Here is a 15,786-nt window from a genome sequence, read left to right on the forward strand (position 1 = left end):
TTGCACCTATCGCTATGGAAGATGGTTTGCGCTTCGCGATTCGTGAAGGTGGTCGTACCGTTGGTGCTGGTGTTGTAGCATCTGTAATCAAATAACGACATAGTTTCAAGGCCAATGGCTCAATTGGTAGAGCATCGGTCTCCAAAACCGAGGGTTGGGGGTTCGAGTCCCTCTTGGCCTGCCATATCAAGACTAATCGGCCTGTAAAGGTTGGTTAGTCTTTTTTTTATTGTTAGAAAGTGCTTTATGGATAACCAAAATCAACCTGAAAAGGTTGTTAAGCGTTCTAAGGCAGAGTTGAAAGCTCAAGCTCAGGCTGAAGTGCAAAAAAACAAAACAGTTGATATGGTTAAAATTATAGCTGCTTTGTTGGTTGTGGTTGCTTCTGTTTGGGCTTATTATGCTTTGCCGCAATTGAATGTGTATGTGCGTGGCTTGATTACAGCTGCGGGTGTTGCAATTGCTGTAGCAATCGTATTTTTTGCAACTCATTTAGGTAAGCGTTTGGTCGCTTATGTAAAGGGTGCGTTTGTAGAATTAAACAAAGTGGTATGGCCTGAGCGTCCTGAAGCGATGCGTACGACTTTGTATGTGGTGGCATTTGTTGCTACTTTGGCGGGTTTTATGTGGATGGCCGATTCGTTGATCGCATGGGTTTTCTATGACTTGCTATTGAAAAGAGGTTAATCATGGCTAAAAAATGGTATGTGGTGCATGCGTACTCTGGTTTTGAGAAAAATGTTCAAAAAACCTTAAAAGAGCGCATTGAGCGCGAAAGCATGCAGGATTATTTTGGTCAAGTTTTGGTGCCTGTTGAGGAAGTTGTTGACATCAAAAATGGCAAACGATCATTAAGCGAACGTAAGTTTTTCCCAGGTTATGTATTGGTTGAGATGGAAATGACCGATGATTCATGGCATTTGGTGAAATCAACACCGCGTGTTTCTGGTTTTATTGGTGGCACTGCCAACCGACCTTTGCCAATTACGCAGCGTGAAGTTGATGCAATTATGCAACAAATCCAAACTGGCGGTGAAAAACCAAAACCTAAAGTTGAGTTTGATGTGGGTCAGCGTATCCGTGTCAATGATGGCCCATTTGCTGACTTTAATGGCGTTGTAGACGAAGTGAACTACGAGCGTAACAAGTTAAAAGTATCAGTACAAATTTTTGGTCGTGAAACACCAGTTGAGTTGGATTTCACTCAAGTTGAAAAAGTATAAGTTATTTAAGAGCTTGTGCTTGCAAACTAAAAATACAGGGTCTATAATAGTAGACCTTGTTTTTTTTGGGGAGCGGAACCTTCCGCGATTGACCCACTAACGGAGAATAAACGTGGCAAAAAAAGTAATTGGCTACATTAAGCTACAAATCCCGGCTGGTAAAGCCAACCCATCACCACCAGTAGGCCCTGCTTTGGGTCAACGTGGTTTGAACATTATGGAATTCTGTAAAGCGTTCAATGCCCAAACTCAAGGCATGGAACCAGGTTTGCCAACACCAGTAGTGATTACTGCGTATGCTGACAAATCATTTACATTTGTATTGAAAACACCTCCTGCATCAGTTTTGTTGCGTAAAGCAGCTGGCTTGCAAAAAGGTTCTGCAAATCCTTTGACCAACAAAGTGGGTAAAATCACTCGTGCACAAGTTGAAGAAATTGCAAAAACCAAAGCCCCTGATTTGACAGGTGCTGACTTGGACGCTTCTGTACGCATTATTGCAGGTACAGCTCGTTCAATGGGTATCGAAGTGGAGGGCGTGTAAATGGCTAAGATCTCTAAACGTTTAGAAGCTTTGCGCGCTGGTGTAGACAGCAACAAATTATACGCAATCGATGAAGCGATTGTGGCAGTTAAAGCTGCAGCTACTGCTAAATTTGACGAATCTGTTGACGTTGCGATTAACTTGGGTGTTGACCCTCGTAAATCTGACCAAGTGGTTCGTGGCGCAGTTGTATTGCCTAAAGGTACTGGTAAAACCACTCGCGTAGCGGTTTTCACTCAAGGTGCTAATGCTGATGCTGCTCGTGAAGCGGGTGCTGACATCGTTGGTATGGAAGAGTTGGCTGATGAAGTTAAAAAAGGCAACTTGAACTTTGACGTTGTGATTGCTTCTCCAGATGCAATGCGTATCGTTGGTCAATTGGGTACTATCTTGGGCCCACGTGGCTTGATGCCTAACCCTAAAGTAGGTACTGTGACTCCTAACGTTGCTGAAGCAGTTAAAAATGCTAAAGCAGGTCAAGTTCAATACCGTACTGACAAAGCTGGTATCATTCATGCAACTATCGGTCGTGCTTCTTTTGCTGAAGCTGATTTGCGTGAAAACTTCAATGCGTTGTTGGAAGCTTTGGTAAAAGCAAAACCTGCTGCTGCCAAAGGCCAATACGTTAAAAAAATTGCCGTTTCAAGCACTATGGGCTTGGGCGTGCGTGTTGATACTTCTAGTACTAACTAATTGATTTAGGGCGTCCTGTAACTTGTTACAGATTTACAGGACGCTTTATTGGGCTACTTATTTAAGTAGATGTCCAAGACCGTAGGGATTCGCAAGAATTTAAATATTGCCCTACGCAGACGGTAGTCCCGAAAACGATTTTCTTACAAACGCTGTTTGTAAAATGTCTTTTTCTTGGTTGCCGAGCTGGGGAAGCACTTCGGTGTTTCGATTATTAACAGTGGGAGGTAGACCTTGAGTCTCAATATTGAAGCCAAAAAAGCCACCGTTGAAGGCATTGCTGCAGGTATTGCAAATGCTCAAACTTTGGTGATTGCTGAATATCGCGGTATCAGTGTTTCCAATTTGACCGAATTGCGTGCGAATGCGCGTAAAGAGGGCGTGTACTTACACGTATTGAAAAACACTTTGGTACGCCGTGCGGTTGAAGGTACTTCTTTTGCAGCTTTAGCAGATCAAATGGTTGGTCCATTGATCTACTCTGCATCTGAAGACGCTGTTGCTGCTGCTAAAGTATTACATCAGTTCTCTAAAAAAGACGACAAAATTGTTGTTAAAGCTGGTGTGTACAATGGTGATTTGTTAGATGCTGCACAAGTAGCCGAATTAGCTTCTATTCCTTCGCAAGAAGAATTGTTGGCTAAATTGTTGGGTGTTATGCAAGCGCCAGTTTCTGGCTTTGCTCGCGCCTTGGCTGCTTTGGCTGCAAAAAATGCAGAAACCGAAGCCGCGTAATTTACATTTGATTTATTTGATTTTTGATTTTTAGGAGTTTAATAGCATGGCTATTACTAAAGAAGACATTTTAGAAGCAGTTGCTGGTTTGACCGTTATGGAATTGAACGACTTGGTTAAAGCGTTCGAAGAAAAATTTGGCGTTTCTGCTGCTGCTTTGGCAGTTGCTGGTGGTGGCGCTGCTGCTGCTGCAGTTGAAGAAAAAACTGAATTTGACGTTGTATTGACTGCTGCTGGCGACCAAAAAGTTGGCGTGATCAAAGTGGTTCGTGCAATTACTGGTTTGGGCTTGAAAGAAGCTAAAGACTTGGTAGATGGCGCTCCTAAAACTGTTAAAGAAGGCGTTTCTCAAGCTGAAGCTGACGACATCGCTAAACAATTGACTGAAGCTGGTGCTAAAGTCGAAATCAAATAATTTTTATTTGATTGATGGGCTGGCAGTTTTTACTGCCGGCCTTATTTCGCTTGTTGCATAGGGTTATTAATACTGGGCATTCTGGCGAAGTGTTTAGTCTTAACAGCCTGCCAAAAACCTCCCAATTATTGGAGTTTCTTACATGAGTTACTCATTCACTGAGAAAAAACGCATCCGAAAAAGCTTTGCCAAACGTGAAAATGTTTTAGATTTTCCGTTTTTGCTTGCTACTCAATTGGATTCTTACGCATCATTTTTGCAGTTGAATACGCCATTTGACCAACGTAAAGAAGATGGTTTACAGGCCGCCTTCACGTCTATTTTCCCAATTATCAGCCACAATACACATGCGCGCTTAGAGTTTGTACATTACATCTTGGGCGAGCCTGCATTTGATATTCAAGAATGTCAAATGCGTGGTATTACGTATGCAGCACCTTTGCGTGCACGCATTCGTTTGGTGATTATGGATCGTGAAGCTTCTAAACCAACGGTTAAAGAAGTTCGTGAAAATGAAGTTTACATGGGTGAAATCCCATTGATGACACCAAGTGGTTCATTTGTCATTAATGGTACTGAGCGCGTTATCGTGTCTCAGTTACACCGTTCTCCTGGCGTGTTCTTTGAACATGACCGTGGTAAAACCCATTCGTCTGGTAAATTGTTGTTCTCAGCTCGCATCATTCCTTACCGTGGTTCATGGTTGGATTTTGAGTTTGATCCAAAAGATTTGTTGTATTTCCGTATTGACCGTCGCCGTAAAATGCCAGTGACCATCTTGTTGAAAGCATTGGGTTACGATGCTGAAGCGATTTTGAACATGTTCTACGATAAAGACGTGTTTCATTTGAGCGAAGATGGCATTGAGCAAGAGTTGGTATTGAGCCGCCTGAAAGGCGAAGTTGCCAAAATCGATGTCATGGACAAAGATGGCAATTTAATCGTTGCCAAAGGCAAACGCTTTACTGCGAAATCTGTACGCGATTTAAGCAATGCTGGTATCAATCGTTTGACGGTGGATTTTGACAGCTTGATTGGCAAAGTATTGGCCAAAGATGTCATCACACCATTGACTGGTGAAGTTTTGGCCAGTGCGAATGAGGAATTGACCGAAGAAGTTTTGGCTCAATTGCAAATTCACGAAATCAAACGAATTGAAACTTTGTTCATCAACGAGTTGGATCAAGGTGGTTACATTGCTAATACCTTGCGTGTTGATGAAGTAGAAACTCGCTTGCAAGCACGTGTGGCTATTTACCGCATGATGCGTCCTGGTGAGCCACCTACCGAAGATGCTGTTGAACAATTGTTCAATCGCTTGTTCTTCAGTGGCGACAGCTATGATTTGTCACGCGTGGGTCGTATGAAGTTCAACACCCGTACTTACGAACACAAATTGGATGAAAAATCTCCAAATTGGTACCGTAGTATGATTGAAGAATTGTCTGCATTGACTGATGGCAAAAATTTTGTATTGACCAATGAAGACATCATCATTTCGATTGCGACTTTGGTTGAATTGCGCAATGGTCATGGCGAAGTGGACGATATTGACCACTTGGGTAACCGTCGTGTTCGTTCAGTAGGTGAATTGGCTGAAAACCAATTCCGTTCAGGCTTAGCGCGTGTTGAGCGTGCTGTAAAAGAGCGTTTGAACCAAGCTGAATCAGACAACTTGATGCCACACGACTTGATCAATGCCAAACCTGTTTCTGCGGCAATCAAAGAATTTTTTGGTTCTAGCCAATTGTCTCAGTTCATGGACCAAACCAACCCATTGTCTGAAGTGACACACAAACGTCGTGTTTCTGCTTTGGGCCCCGGCGGTTTGACACGTGAACGTGCAGGTTTTGAAGTACGTGACGTACATCCAACACATTACGGCCGTGTGTGTCCGATTGAAACACCAGAGGGTCCAAACATTGGTTTGATCAACTCTTTGTCTGTTTATGCTCGTACCAATGAATATGGCTTCTTGGAAACACCTTACCGCCGTGTTATTGATGGCAAAGTGACCGATCAAATCGATTACTTGTCTGCTATTGAAGAAGGTCGCTATGTGATTGCACAGGCGAATGCTGAATTGAATGCAGAAGGCGCTTTGATTGATGATTTGGTGACTTGTCGTGAAAAAGGTGACACCATTTTGGCTACGCCAGACCGTGTTCAATACATGGACGTGGCGACAGGTCAGGTGGTATCGGTAGCTGCTTCATTGATTCCATTCTTGGAGCATGATGACGCCAACCGTGCATTGATGGGTGCCAACATGCAACGTCAAGCGGTTCCTTGTTTGCGTGCGGATAAACCGTTGGTAGGTACTGGTATTGAGCGCTCTGTGGCGGTGGATTCTGCAACTGCGGTTGTGGCACGTCGTGGCGGTGTGGTTGAGTCTGTGGACGCAAGCCGTGTCGTGATTCGTGTACATGACGAAGAAGCGATTGCTGGTGAAGTGGGTGTGGATATCTACAACTTGGTGAAATACACCCGTTCTAACCAATCAACCAATATCAACCAACGTCCTGTAGTGAGCAAAGGTGATATCTTGGCTCGTGGTGACGTGGTCGCTGACGGTGCATCGACTGACTTGGGTGAATTGGCTTTGGGTCAAAACATGACCATCGCCTTCATGCCTTGGAATGGTTACAACTACGAAGACTCGATTTTGATTTCTGAGCGTGTTGTGGCGGAAGACCGTTACACCACCATTCATATTGAAGAATTGAACGTTGTAGCGCGTGATACCAAATTGGGTGCTGAAGAAATCACTCGCGACATTCCGAACTTGTCTGAACGCATGCAAAACCGTTTGGATGATGCAGGTATTGTGTACATCGGTGCTGAAGTGGAAGCTGGTGACGTTTTGGTGGGTAAAGTAACCCCTAAAGGCGAAACCCAGTTAACACCAGAAGAAAAATTGTTGCGTGCGATTTTCGGTGAAAAAGCCTCTGATGTTAAAGACACGTCATTGCGTATGCCAACAGGTATGAGCGGTACGGTGATTGACGTTCAAGTATTCACTCGTGAAGGCATTGAGCGTGACAAACGTGCACAATCGATTATCGATTCTGAGTTGAAACGTTACCGTAAAGACTTGAACGACCAAATTCGTATTTTCAATAACGATGCTTTTGATCGTATTGAACGCATGATTGTGGGTCAAGAAGCCAATGGCGGTCCAATGCGTTTGGTGAAAGGTACCAAAATTACCAAAGAATATTTGTTGGTGATTGAGAACAAACATGAATGGTTCGATATCCGTTTGGCTGATGAAAACTTGGCGAAACAATTGGAATTGACCAAACACAGTTTGGCGCAGAAGTATGAAGAAGCCGATGCCATGTATGAAGTCAAAAAGAAAAAATTGACTCAAGGCGACGAATTGCAACCTGGCGTACAAAAAATGGTGAAAGTATTCATCGCCATCAAACGTCGTTTGCAAGCGGGTGACAAAATGGCTGGTCGTCACGGTAACAAAGGTGTGGTATCTCGCATCTTGCCTGTGGAAGACATGCCATACATGGCCGACGGTCGTACGGTGGACATCGTATTGAACCCATTGGGCGTACCATCGCGTATGAACATTGGTCAGATTTTGGAAGTGCATTTGGGTTGGGCTGCCAAAGGTATTGGTGAGCGTGTGAACAAGATGTTGGTAGAACAACGCGAAGTGGCCGAATTGCGCGCCTTCTTCGATAAGTTGTACAACACCAGCGGCAAGAAAGAGCAATTGGATGAATTCACCGATGCTGAAATCTTGAACTTGGCAAAACACTTGCGTCGCGGTATGACGTTTGCTTCTCCTGTATTTGATGGTGCTGATGAAGCTGAAATCAAAGAGATGTTGGAATTGGCTTATCCAAGCGAAGATCCTGATATGCAAAAATTGGGCTTCAATGCAACCAAAACTCAAGTGACTTTGTACGATGGTCGTACGGGTGAAGCATTTGACCGTCATGTAACCGTTGGTGTGATGCATTACTTGAAATTGCATCACTTGGTTGACGAAAAAATGCATGCTCGTTCTACTGGTCCTTACAGCTTGGTGACACAACAACCATTGGGCGGTAAAGCACAATTCGGTGGTCAGCGTTTCGGTGAGATGGAGGTTTGGGCATTGGAAGCTTACGGTGCTGCTTATACCTTGCAAGAAATGTTGACTGTGAAGTCAGATGACGTGGTGGGTCGTACGAAGATGTATGAAAACATCGTTAAAGGCGAACACAAAATTGATGCAGGCATGCCTGAGTCATTCAATGTGTTGGTTAAAGAGATCCGCTCATTGGGCTTGGACATCGATTTAGAGCGTTACTAATTGTGCCTAACGGGTTTCAGGACGCCTGAAGCCCGTCAACAACTGGAGCTAAAATGAAAGCTTTGTTAGATTTATTTAACCCCTTGCAAGGTGCAGGTGCGGATGATGAATTTGATGCCATCAAAATCGGCATTGCATCACCAGAAACCATTCGCTCTTGGTCTTACGGTGAAGTTAAAAAACCTGAAACCATCAACTATCGTACGTTCAAACCTGAACGTGATGGTTTATTCTGTGCCAAAATTTTTGGCCCAGTTAAAGATTATGAATGTTTGTGCGGTAAATACAAACGCTTGAAATTCAAAGGTGTGACCTGCGAAAAATGTGGCGTAGAAGTGACTTTGTCTAAAGTGCGTCGTGAGCGCATGGGTCACATTGAATTGGCGTCACCTGTTGCACACATTTGGTTCTTGAAATCATTGCCATCTCGTTTGGGCATGGTTTTGGACATGACTTTGCGTGATATCGAACGCATTTTGTATTTTGAAGCATTTGTGGTAACCGATCCTGGCTTAACTTCTTTGCAACGCCGTCAATTGTTGACTGAAGAAGATTATTACGAGCATTTGGACGAATACGGCGAAGAATTTGAAGCGAAAATGGGTGCCGAAGGTGTGCGCGAATTGTTGCGCACTTTGGACATCGAAAACGAAATTCAAGTTTTGCGTCAAGAGTTGGAATCAACTGGCTCTGATACCAAAATCAAAAAAATTGCAAAACGTTTGAAAGTATTGGAAGCCTTCCAACGCTCAGGTATGAAACTTGAGTGGATGATTATGGATGTGTTGCCAGTATTGCCACCTGATTTGCGTCCATTGGTACCGTTGGATGGTGGTCGTTTTGCCACTTCTGACTTGAATGATTTGTACCGTCGTGTGATTAACCGTAACAACCGTTTGAAACGTTTGTTGGAGTTGCGCGCGCCAGACATCATCGTTCGCAATGAAAAACGTATGTTGCAAGAAGCAGTGGATTCGTTGTTAGACAACGGCCGTCGCGGTAAAGCGATGACTGGTGCGAACAAACGCCCATTGAAATCATTGGCTGACATGATCAAAGGTAAGGGCGGTCGTTTCCGTCAGAACTTGCTGGGTAAACGTGTGGACTATTCAGGCCGCTCTGTGATTACCGTAGGTCCTTACTTGCGTTTGCACCAATGTGGTTTGCCTAAAAAAATGGCATTGGAATTGTTCAAACCATTCATTTTCCACAAATTGGAAAAATTGGAATTGGCCAACTCCATCAAACAAGCCAAAAAATTGGTAGAACAAGAAGTGCCAGAAGTTTGGGACATCTTGGAAGACGTGATTCGCGAACATCCAATCATGTTGAACCGTGCGCCTACCTTGCACCGTTTGGGTATTCAAGCGTTTGAACCGATTTTGATTGAAGGCAAAGCCATTCAATTGCACCCGCTCGTTTGTGCGGCATTTAACGCCGACTTTGACGGTGACCAAATGGCGGTTCACGTACCATTGTCTTTGGAAGCGCAACAAGAAGCGCGTACATTGATGTTGGCGTCAAACAACGTGTTGTCTCCAGCCAATGGTGAGTCAATCATCGTACCTTCTCAAGACATCGTCTTGGGTCTGTATTACATGACGCGTGACAAAATCAATGGCAAAGGCGAAGGCACTTTGTTCGCGGATGTCAAAGAAGTACAACGTGCATACGAAACCCGCCAAGTTGAATTGGCAACCAAATGTACAGTACGTTTGACCGAATATGTGAAAAACGAACAAGGTGGTTACGATGCTGTAAGACGTCGTTATGAAACCACTGTTGGTCGCGCCATTTTGTCTACTTTGTTACCTAAAGGCTTGGCATTTGAACACATTAACAAAGCATTGAAAAAGAAAGAAATTTCTAAATTAATCAATGTGTCGTTTCGTGTGTGCGGCTTGCGAGATACGGTGATTTTTGCTGACCACTTGATGTACACAGGTTATGCATATTCTACTCGTGGTGGTATTTCGATTTGTGTGGACGACATGGAAGTGCCGGCTGCAAAAGTAACTTTGTTGGCAGAAGCTCAAGGCGAAGTGAAGGAAATCGAAGAACAATACCGTCAAGGTTTGGTAACCAATGGCGAACGCTATAATAAAGTGGTCGACATTTGGGGTCGTACAGGCGATAAGATTGCCAAAGCGATGATGGACAATTTGTCTGTGGACAAAGTCATTGACCGTGATGGTAACGAAGTTGACCAAGAATCATTCAACTCAATTTACATGATGGCTGACTCTGGTGCCCGTGGTTCGGCAGCACAGATCAAACAGTTGTCAGGTATGCGTGGTTTGATGGCAAAACCTGATGGTTCGATCATTGAAACACCAATTACGTCTAACTTCCGTGAAGGCTTGACGGTATTGCAATACTTTATTTCAACACACGGTGCGCGTAAAGGTTTGGCGGATACGGCGTTGAAAACAGCGAACTCAGGTTACTTGACACGTCGTTTGGTTGACGTGACCCAAGACTTGGTGGTGATTGAGGACGATTGTGGTACCACTGACGGCTTTGTCATGAAAGCAGTTGTACAAGGTGGTGACGTGATTGAGCCGTTGCGCGATCGTATCTTGGGCCGTGTGACTGCAGAAGATGTGGTTGACCCTAATACCAATACAACGATTGTTGAAGCTGGCACTATCTTGTCTGAAGCTTTGGTGAACTTGATTGACAATTCTGGTGCGGATGAAGTTAAAGTTCGTACACCAATTACTTGTAAAACACGTTATGGCTTGTGTGCTCAATGTTACGGTCGTGACTTGGCGCGTGGTAAGTTGGTTAATACAGGTGAAGCAGTTGGTGTGATTGCTGCTCAATCGATTGGTGAGCCTGGTACTCAGTTGACGATGCGTACGTTCCATATTGGTGGTGCTGCGTCTCGAGCTGCTGCGGCAACTCAAGTTGAATCTAAATCTAACGGTACGGCACGTTTCTCTAGCCAAATGCGTTATGTAACCAACAACAAAGGCGAATTGATTGTCATCGGTCGTTCTTGTGAAGTGGTGATTCATGACGATGTGGGTCGTGAGCGTGAACGTCATAAAGTGCCTTACGGTTCTACTTTGATGGTACGTGATGGTGAGACGATTGTTGCAGGTCAAGTATTGGCAACATGGGATCCGCATACCCGTCCAATGATTACCGAACATGCAGGTCGCGTTCGCTTTGAAAACATCGAAGAAGGTGTGACTGTTGCCAAACAAACTGACGAAGTGACTGGTTTGTCTACTTTGGTGGTGATTGATGGTAAACGTCGCGGTTCACAAGCGCGAGTATTGCGTCCAGCGGTTCGTTTGTTGGATGAAAATGGTGAAGAAATTCGTGCTGCAGGTTCTGATACACCTGTGACGATGGCATTCCCAATCGGTGCGATTATTACGGTGCGTGAAGGTCAAGAAGTGGGTAAGGGTGAAGTATTGGCTCGTATTCCTCAAGCTTCTACCAAAACTCGTGACATTACCAGTGGTTTGCCTCGTGTAGCTGAATTGTTCGAGGCTCGTACACCAAAAGACGCGGGTATGTTGGCGGAAGTGACTGGTACGGTTTCGTTCGGTAAAGAAACCAAAGGCAAACAACGTTTGGTGATTACCGATGTTGATGGCATCGTGGTTGAAACTTTAATCTCGAAAGAGAAACAAGTTTTGGTGCATGACGGTCAAGTTGTAAATCGCGGTGAGGTGATTGTGGATGGTGCGGTTGACCCACACGACATCTTGCGTTTGCAAGGCATTGAAGCTTTGGCGCGCTATATCATTCAAGAAGTGCAAGAAGTTTACCGCTTACAAGGCGTGAAGATTTCTGACAAACACATTGAAGTGATCATCCGTCAAATGTTGCGTCGTGTGAACATTGCTGATTCAGGCGAAACTCAGTTCATTACTGGTGAACAAGTTGAGCGTGCGGAAGTGATGATTGCCAACGAAAAAATGGCGGCAGAAGGCAAACAACCTGCACGCATTGAAAACATTTTGTTGGGTATTACCAAAGCATCGTTGTCGACTGATTCGTTCATTTCTGCAGCTTCGTTCCAAAAGACTACTCGTGTCTTGACTGAAGCGGCGATTATGGGCAAACGTGATGATTTGCGTGGCTTGAAAGAAAACGTGATTGTGGGTCGTTTGATTCCTGCAGGTACGGGTTTGCATTACCATCGCAAGCGTCGTCAAAACAATCCATTGCCTGAAACTTCAGCAGAATAATCTGTTTTAAGTTTGAGCATTATGCAAAGCGTCCTGTAAAACATTTACAGGACGCTTTTTTATGGGTATGTATTATAGAGATTGAATGAAAAAAATATTAAAAATCAAGGTAATAAATTTTACTCTTTCAAGGATATGAATGCCAAGGTTGGCAGCGTCCTGTAAGGCTTTGCCAAATTTGATTGAATTTAAAACTCGGGTTTATTTTTTGGCAAGGCATTTATCTGTATCAAATTAGGTTAAAAAACAATCAAATATGCGCTGGTTGATTTGACTTGATGATTCAATAGCGTCTATAATTTCGCCCTTGCTGGCATGGTGCCAGTAGTTTTTCAATGGGAACTTAAATAAATGCCTACTATTAACCAGTTGGTTCGCAAAGGCCGTCAAAAACCGGTTTATGTGAACAAAGTGCCTGCTTTGGAAGCATGTCCACAAAAACGCGGTGTATGTACTCGTGTTTACACTACTACACCTAAAAAACCTAACTCTGCATTGCGTAAAGTATGTAAAGTGCGTTTGACTAACGGTTTCGAAGTGATTTCGTATATCGGTGGTGAAGGCCATAACTTGCAAGAGCATAGCGTTGTATTGATTCGTGGCGGTCGTGTAAAAGACTTGCCGGGTGTGCGTTACCATACTGTTCGTGGTTCTTTGGACACTGCTGGTGTTAAAGACCGTAAACAAAGCCGTTCTAAATACGGTACTAAACGTCCTAAGTAATTGGCTTTTGACGTGGGTTGCCCGTTTGGGTAATCGAGTAAGTGCTTATCTCTGATGAATAAGCCAGAGCAATGATGCTCAACTGAATAGAATGTAAGGAATTAAAATGCCAAGACGTAGAGAAGTCCCTAAACGCGAGATTTTGCCTGATCCTAAATTCGGTAGCACCGAATTGTCTAAATTCATGAACGTTGTGATGATTGACGGCAAAAAATCAGTTGCAGAGCGTATTATTTATGGCGCTTTGGAACAAATCGAAAAGAAATCTGGTAAGCCAGCGATCGAAGTATTCGAAGCTGCTATTGCTAATGCGAAACCAATCGTGGAAGTGAAAAGCCGCCGTGTCGGTGGTGCTAACTATCAAGTTCCCGTTGAAGTTCGTCCGTCACGTCGTTTGGCGTTGGCAATGCGCTGGGTACGCGATGCGGCTCGTAAACGTGGTGAAAAATCAATGGACTTGCGTTTGGCAGGCGAATTGATGGATGCAGCTGAAGGCCGTGGTGGCGCGTTGAAAAAACGTGAAGAAGTTCACCGTATGGCTGAAGCGAACAAAGCGTTCTCTCACTTCCGTTTCTAATTTAAAAAGGCGACAACCGTGGCTCGTAAAACCCCTATTTCGCGCTACCGTAATATCGGTATTAGCGCACATATTGACGCCGGCAAAACGACTACTTCAGAACGTATCTTGTTCTACACTGGCATGACTCACAAATTGGGTGAAGTTCATGACGGCGCAGCAACAACTGACTGGATGGAACAAGAGCAAGAGCGTGGTATTACCATTACTTCTGCTGCTGTGACCACATTCTGGAAAGGTATGGACGGTACGTTGCCTGAATACCGTTTCAACGTGATTGACACTCCAGGACACGTAGACTTTACTGTTGAAGTAGAGCGTTCTATGCGTGTATTGGACGGTGCGGTAATGGTTTACTGTGCTGTAGGTGGTGTACAACCTCAGTCTGAAACTGTATGGCGCCAAGCCAATAAATACCAAGTGCCTCGTTTGGCATTTGTAAACAAAATGGACCGTCAAGGTGCTAACTTCTTCCGTGTGGTTGAGCAAATGCAAACTCGTTTGCGTGCTAACCCAGTACCAGTAGTGGTACCTATCGGTGCAGAAGATAGTTTCCAAGGTGTGGTTGACTTGTTGAAAATGAAAGCCATTTTGTGGAATGATGCCACTCAAGGTTTGACTTTTGACTATGCTGACATTCCTGCTGACTTGGTTTCTGTTGCTGAAGAATGGCGCGAGAAAATGGTTGAAGCTGCGGCTGAAGCCACAGAAGATTTGATGGAAAAATACTTGGGCGGTGAAGAATTGACCGAACAAGAAATCGTTGAAGCTTTGCGTACTCGTACTTTGGCTGGTGAAATCCAACCTGTATTGTGTGGTTCTGCATTTAAAAACAAAGGTGTACAACGTATGTTGGACGCAGTTGTTGAATACTTGCCAGCACCGACTGACATTCCTGCAGTAGCGGGTGTTTCTCCTAAGACTGACGAGGCTATGACTCGTGAAGCATCTGATGAAGAGAAATTCTCTGCGTTGGCATTCAAATTGATGAATGACAAATATGTAGGTCAGTTGACGTTCATCCGTGTTTACTCAGGCGTATTGAAGTCTGGTGATACTGTAATCAACTCAGTAAAAGGCACTCGTGAGCGCGTGGGTCGTTTGGTACAAATGAAAGCCAACGATCGTGAAGAAATCGAAGAAGTACGCGCTGGTGACATCGCTGCTGCAATCGGTTTGAAAGACGTGACCACTGGTGAGACTTTGTGTGCTGAAGATGCTCCGATCATCTTGGAACGCATGGAATTCCCTGAGCCTGTAATTCACGTGGCTGTTGAACCAAAAACCAAAGCTGACCAAGAAAAAATGGGCTTGGCTTTGAACCGTTTGGCTAAAGAAGATCCTTCTTTCCGCGTTAAAACTGACGAAGAGTCTGGTCAAACTATTATCTCTGGTATGGGTGAATTGCACTTAGAGATTTTGGTTGACCGTATAAAACGTGAGTTCGGCGTTGAAGCTGCAGTAGGCGCGCCTCAAGTGGCTTACCGTGAAACCATCCGCAAAGCAGTGGAAGTGGAAGGCAAACACGTTAAGCAGTCTGGTGGTAAAGGTCAATACGGTCACGCTGTGATCAAATTGGAGCCTTTGGAACCAGGTGGTGTGGGTTACGAGTTCTTGGACGAGATCAAAGGTGGTGTGATTCCTAAAGAATTCATCCCTTCTGTTGACAAAGGTATTCGTGATACTTTGAACAGCGGTATCTTGGCTGGTTACCCAGTAGTGGACGTTCGCGTTCGCTTGGTATTCGGTTCTTACCATGATGTTGACTCTTCGCAAATCGCATTTGAATTGGCTGGTTCTATGGCATTCAAAGAAGGTATGCGTCGTGCGAGTGCTTGCTTGTTAGAGCCTATCATGGCTGTAGAAGTGGAAACTCCAGAAGACTACATGGGCGATGTAATGGGTGACTTGAACCGCCGTCGTGGTATGGTATTGGGCATGGACGATGATGGTATTGGCGGCAAAAAAATCCGCGCAGAAGTACCATTGAAAGAAATGTTCGGCTACTCTACTGACTTGCGTTCAGCGACTCAAGGTCGTGCAACTTACTCTATGGAATTCAAGAAATACGCTGAAGTTCCTAACAACGTTGCCGAAGAAATCATTGCTAGCCGCAAAGGTTAATTATTTTTAACGAGTTAAGCGTCCTGTAAATGTTTACAGGCCGCTTTCTAAATACTCATTGTTCTTTACAAGGAATTAGTCAAATGGCTAAAGAAAAATTTGAACGCAGTAAACCACACGTAAACGTGGGTACAATTGGTCACGTTGACCATGGTAAAACTACTTTGACTGCTGCTTTGTGCACAGTATTGTCTAAAGCATTTGGTGGTGCTGCTAAAGCTTACGATCA

General features: G+C 44.3%; 13 protein-coding genes and 1 tRNA gene. All 14 read left to right on the forward strand.

Features of this window, described 5'->3' with window-relative positions; genetic code table 11:
- The coding region (locus tag H150_RS15040) for an EF-Tu C-terminal domain-related protein (protein ID WP_019959469.1) at positions 1-95 on the forward strand (95 nt) is incomplete at its 5' end.
- A 13-nt stretch (positions 96-108) separates the two neighbouring features.
- Positions 109-184 (forward strand) — tRNA-Trp (locus H150_RS0112880).
- Between the two features lie 62 nt (positions 185-246).
- A complete protein-coding gene (gene secE / locus H150_RS0112885) occupies positions 247-687 on the forward strand; it encodes a preprotein translocase subunit SecE (protein WP_019959470.1) in 441 nt (146 codons plus the stop codon).
- Positions 688-689: 2 nt separating this feature from the next.
- Positions 690-1,223, forward strand: coding sequence for a transcription termination/antitermination protein NusG (gene nusG / locus H150_RS0112890; RefSeq protein WP_019959471.1), 534 nt, complete (start codon positions 690-692; stop codon positions 1,221-1,223).
- A 112-nt stretch (positions 1,224-1,335) separates the two neighbouring features.
- Complete coding sequence (gene rplK, locus H150_RS0112895; protein WP_019959472.1) at positions 1,336-1,767, forward strand: 50S ribosomal protein L11; 432 nt, start codon at positions 1,336-1,338, stop codon at positions 1,765-1,767.
- The gene (gene rplA / locus H150_RS0112900) at positions 1,768-2,460 is read left to right on the forward strand and encodes a 50S ribosomal protein L1 (RefSeq protein ID WP_019959473.1); all 693 of its coding nucleotides are present in this window, start codon (positions 1,768-1,770) and stop codon (positions 2,458-2,460) included.
- 234 nt (positions 2,461-2,694) lie between these two features.
- Positions 2,695-3,195, forward strand: coding sequence for a 50S ribosomal protein L10 (gene rplJ / locus H150_RS0112905; protein WP_019959474.1), 501 nt, complete (start codon positions 2,695-2,697; stop codon positions 3,193-3,195).
- A 46-nt stretch (positions 3,196-3,241) separates the two neighbouring features.
- Complete coding sequence (rplL, locus tag H150_RS0112910) at positions 3,242-3,610, forward strand: 50S ribosomal protein L7/L12 (RefSeq protein ID WP_019959475.1); 369 nt, start codon at positions 3,242-3,244, stop codon at positions 3,608-3,610.
- 142 nt (positions 3,611-3,752) lie between these two features.
- Positions 3,753-7,925 (forward strand): DNA-directed RNA polymerase subunit beta, encoded by a 4,173-nt coding sequence (gene rpoB / locus H150_RS0112915; RefSeq protein WP_019959476.1) that lies wholly within the window; start codon positions 3,753-3,755, stop codon positions 7,923-7,925.
- A 53-nt stretch (positions 7,926-7,978) separates the two neighbouring features.
- Complete coding sequence (gene rpoC, locus H150_RS0112920) at positions 7,979-12,133, forward strand: DNA-directed RNA polymerase subunit beta' (protein WP_019959477.1); 4,155 nt, start codon at positions 7,979-7,981, stop codon at positions 12,131-12,133.
- A 351-nt stretch (positions 12,134-12,484) separates the two neighbouring features.
- Positions 12,485-12,856, forward strand: coding sequence for a 30S ribosomal protein S12 (gene rpsL / locus H150_RS0112925; RefSeq protein WP_019959478.1), 372 nt, complete (start codon positions 12,485-12,487; stop codon positions 12,854-12,856).
- 106 nt (positions 12,857-12,962) lie between these two features.
- A complete protein-coding gene (gene rpsG, locus H150_RS0112930; RefSeq protein WP_019959479.1) occupies positions 12,963-13,433 on the forward strand; it encodes a 30S ribosomal protein S7 in 471 nt (156 codons plus the stop codon).
- A gap of 18 nt (positions 13,434-13,451) precedes the next feature.
- Complete coding sequence (gene fusA, locus H150_RS0112935; protein ID WP_019959480.1) at positions 13,452-15,557, forward strand: elongation factor G; 2,106 nt, start codon at positions 13,452-13,454, stop codon at positions 15,555-15,557.
- 83 nt (positions 15,558-15,640) lie between these two features.
- Positions 15,641-15,786, forward strand: a 146-nt coding sequence (locus H150_RS0112940) for a GTP-binding protein (protein ID WP_019959481.1), incomplete at its 3' end; no start/stop codon positions are given.

It is taken from the genome of Vitreoscilla stercoraria DSM 513, from assembly GCF_000382305.1.
Taxonomy (GTDB): domain Bacteria; phylum Pseudomonadota; class Gammaproteobacteria; order Burkholderiales; family Neisseriaceae; genus Vitreoscilla; species Vitreoscilla stercoraria.